The sequence below is a fragment of the Marinobacter sp. UBA2498 genome, from assembly GCF_002341575.1.
In the GTDB taxonomy this organism is placed as follows: domain Bacteria; phylum Pseudomonadota; class Gammaproteobacteria; order Pseudomonadales; family Oleiphilaceae; genus Marinobacter; species Marinobacter manganoxydans.
This window is the reverse complement of sequence record NZ_DDOI01000004.1, coordinates 10,889-14,541: the sequence shown is the minus strand read 5'-3', so window position 1 is coordinate 14,541 and position 3,653 is coordinate 10,889. Positions and strand designations below refer to the sequence as shown.

The window sequence follows — 3,653 nt, the reverse complement described above, 5'->3', positions numbered from 1 at the left end:
TGCATGCCCAGCATGCCGAGGTTGTAGGGATTGTGTTTCCCGGGGTTGCCGATGCCTTTCAGAGTTACAACCGCGGGCAGGGCGGAGGATTCGGCAAAGGCCCGGAAGCTGTCCTCGGCGTGGGCCAGGCTGATGCCACCGCCACTGTAGAGCAGGGGCTTGCGGGCTGCGCGCAGCATTGCCAGGGCGTCCGTCAGGTCGGTTGAAGCTGTTTCACGGGCTTCAGGCTGGGGGAAGGGCGCATAGGCCGCTTCGCTCAGCAACAGGTCCTTGGGAATATCAATCCAGACCGGCCCGGGGCGACCGCTCTGAGCCAGTTCGATCGCCTCTTCCATGATGGTCGGCAGGCTGTCTGCATCGTCAATCAGGTAACTGTGTTTAACGATGCCCAGGGTCATGCCCAGTACGTCGGTTTCCTGGAAGGCGTCGGTGCCGATCAGGCCCGAGGGAACCTGGCCGGTGATCACCAGCATGGGAATGGAATCCCGGTGCGCGTTGGCAACGCCGGTGATCAGGTTGGTGGCGCCGGGGCCCGACGTGGCAATGCAGACGCCCAGCTTGCCACTGGCCCGGGCGTAGCCGTCTGCCGCCAGGGCGCAGCCCTGTTCATGGCGGCACAGCACGTGCTCCACGCCCACATCGTCCACCAGCGCGTCGTATAGCGGCATGATGCAGCCACCCGGATACCCGAAAACCGTGCTGATGTTGTGGCGGTGGAACGCGTCAAGAATGTGCTGTGCGCCGTTCATGGTCGTCTTTCCCTTTTCTTTTGCCGTAAAAAAAGAAACCCCCGGGACCTTTCGGTGCCGGGGGTTTCTGGTGTCTTGTCAGGTTTGTCGCTATCTCACCCGCTTGTCCACGCAGAAGCCCCCGGACGGTACCACGACCACCAGGACAAGCTTCACAAGGACAATCACTGCGTTGAGATTCATAAAATCGACAGTCTGCTCTGAATTCGTAAAAAGATTCTGTGTAGAATCTACCCCACGTTTTTAGCCGGATGCAACCGTTAATTGCCGGTTTTTTCTGCCAACCTCCGATTCAGTAACAGTGAGCATTCAATGACGAAAGCAAAATGGGGTTCTCTTGGGCTGTCACTTCTGATCGTGATCGCAATGGTGATCTGGATGGCGACTGGCGAGGTGAAGGTGGCCAGTGACGAGGCTCCGGAACGTCAGGACAGCGGCGATGGCCAGCCTACAACGGTGCAGGTGGAAACCCTGACGGCCCGGCTGCATGAGCCGGGCCTGATGCTGCAGGGCCAGTTGGAGCCCTGGAGTTCGGTGATGCTGAGTGCCCAGGTGCCCGGCCGCGTGGAGTCTCTGGCTGTGAGTCTGGGTGAGCAGGTCCAGCAGGGTCAGAAGCTGCTTACGATAGCTGATGAAGGGCGGAGTGCCGCGGTGTTGCGCTGGCAGTCCCAGGTTCGGAAACTGGAAGCGGACCTGGTGGCGGCCCGCCGGCTCCGCGCCAATAACCTTGCCTCGGAATCCCAGATTTTGAGCCTGGAAAGCGAACTTGCTGCCGCTGAAGCGGAGCTGACCGGTGCCCGACAGGCCATCAGCCACCTCACTCCCGAGGCGCCTTTTGACGGCATTATCAACAGCAAATCGGTGGATATCGGCGATCTGGTGCAGGTGGGTTCCCCCCTGTTTCAATTGGTGAGGGTGGATCGCCTGAAGGCTACCGCGCAGATCCCCCAGCAATCGGTGGGCAATGTGGCGCCCGGTCAGTCTGTTCGCGTGGATTTGCTGGATGGCAGCCGTCTTTCTGGCGTGGTGACCTTTGTGGCCAGCGCTGCCTCGCCCGAAACCCGGAGTTTTGCCGTGGAGATCGCGGTGGAGAATCCGGATCGCAAACGGGTGGCCGGTGGCAGCGCCAGCCTGCGGGTGGCATTGCCGGAGGTAAAGGCGATGTTTATCTCACCCGCTTATTTGTCCCTCGGTGATGACGGTCGCCCCGGTGTGAAATACGTGAACGGTGAGAACCGTGTCGAGTTCGGTGAAGTGAAGTTGTTGAGTGTATCCACCGAGGGTGCCTGGGTGACCGGCTTGCCGGATGAGATCCGCCTGATTACCCGCGGCGGTGGTTTCGTCAGCACCGGGGAACAGGTTGTGCCGGTCGACGCCGCTGAAGACAGGGGCTAGACCGCATGCGCGCACTGATCTTCGCAGCCATTGATCGCAGCCGGACCACCTTGCTGACGCTTCTGTTCCTCCTGCTCGGGGGTATTGCCGCGTTTCAGACCATCCCGAAGGAAGCCAACCCCGACGTCACCATCCCCATGATCTATGTCTCCATGACCCTGGATGGCATCAGCCCGGAGGACGCCGAGCGTCTGCTGGTGCGGCCCATGGAGCAGGAGCTGCGTTCGCTTGAAGGCATCAAGGAAATGCGTGGTACCGCCTCGGAAGGTCATGCCTCGGTGATGCTGGAGTTCGATGCCGGGTTTGATCCGGACAAGGCGCTTCAGGACGTGCGGGAGAAAGTGGATACAGCACGTACCAAGCTGCCCCAGGAAGCGGATGAACCCAGGGTAAACGAGATCAACGTGTCCCTGTTCCCGGTGCTGTCCGTGGGTCTGTCTGGCCCCTTGTCGGAGCGGGAGCTGATAACCATCGCCCGGCGGTTCCAGGATGCCATCGAGTCTATCCCGGAAGTTCTGGAAGTGGAGATTGGTGGCGATCGGGAGGATCTGCTGGAAATCGTGGTCGATCCCCAGGTGCTGGAGAGCTATGGCGTTGATTTTGATCAGCTGGCTTCGCTGGTAACCCGCAACAATCAGCTGGTGGCGGCCGGCTCGCTGGATACCGGCAATGGCCGCATGGCCCTGAAAGTGCCCGGGGTGATCGAAACCATCGAGGATGTGATGTCCATGCCGATCAAGGTGGACGGTGACACAGTGGTCACCTTCGGCGATGTGGCCATGCTCCAGCGTACCTTCAAGGACCCCACCGGTTTCGCTCGTATCAATGGGGAGCCGGCGCTGGTGCTGGAAGTCTCCAAGCGCTCGGGTGCCAACATTATCGAGACCATTGCCCAGGTTCGTGAGTTGATTGATCAGGCCAGACCGGAGCTGCCGGACTCTCTGGAAATCCGCTACATCATGGACCAGTCCGAGGAAGTCCGGGATATTCTCAGTGACCTGCTGAATAACGTGCTCACCGCCATCGTGCTGGTTCTGATTGTGGTGATTGCCGCCATGGGGCCGCGTTCGGCGGTTATGGTGGGGCTGACGATTCCTGGTGCCTTCCTCACCGGCATCCTGGTGATCTGGAGCATGGGGCTCACGCTCAACATCGTGGTGCTGTTCAGTCTGATCCTGGTGGCCGGCATGCTGGTGGATGGCGCCATTGTTGTGTCGGAGCTGGCGGACCGGAACCTGTCGGAGGGGCAGACGGTAAAGCACGCCTGGGCCGAGGCGGCCAGTCGCATGGCCTGGCCCATTATTGCGTCGACCGCAACCACGCTGGCGGTGTTTGTGCCGTTGTTGTTCTGGCCCGGCGTTGTCGGGGAGTTCATGAAGTTCCTGCCGCTGACGGTGATTATCTGTCTGATTGCTTCCCTGGCCATGGCGCTGGTGTTCCTGCCCGTGCTGGGCAGCACCAGTGGGGGGCGCCGGGCGCGGCAGGGGCATTCTTCGGGGCGCCTGATGG

Annotated in this window: 3 protein-coding genes; 2 read left to right on the top strand and 1 reads right to left on the bottom strand. The window is 60.9% G+C overall.

Annotated elements, in window-relative coordinates; translation table 11 throughout:
* A partial coding sequence (locus B2W52_RS00230) for a thiamine pyrophosphate-binding protein (protein WP_286800946.1) occupies positions 1 to 749 on the bottom strand: 749 nt, incomplete at its 3' end.
* A gap of 312 nt (positions 750 to 1,061) precedes the next feature.
* Here B2W52_RS00230 and B2W52_RS00225 point away from each other — a divergent pair.
* Together B2W52_RS00225 and B2W52_RS00220 are read left to right on the top strand one after the other, a co-directional pair.
* The gene (locus tag B2W52_RS00225; RefSeq protein ID WP_273069175.1) at positions 1,062 to 2,144 is read left to right on the top strand and encodes an efflux RND transporter periplasmic adaptor subunit; all 1,083 of its coding nucleotides are present in this window, start codon (positions 1,062 to 1,064) and stop codon (positions 2,142 to 2,144) included.
* Positions 2,145 to 2,149: 5 nt separating this feature from the next.
* The coding region (locus tag B2W52_RS00220) for an efflux RND transporter permease subunit (protein ID WP_286800945.1) at positions 2,150 to 3,653 on the top strand (1,504 nt) is incomplete at its 3' end.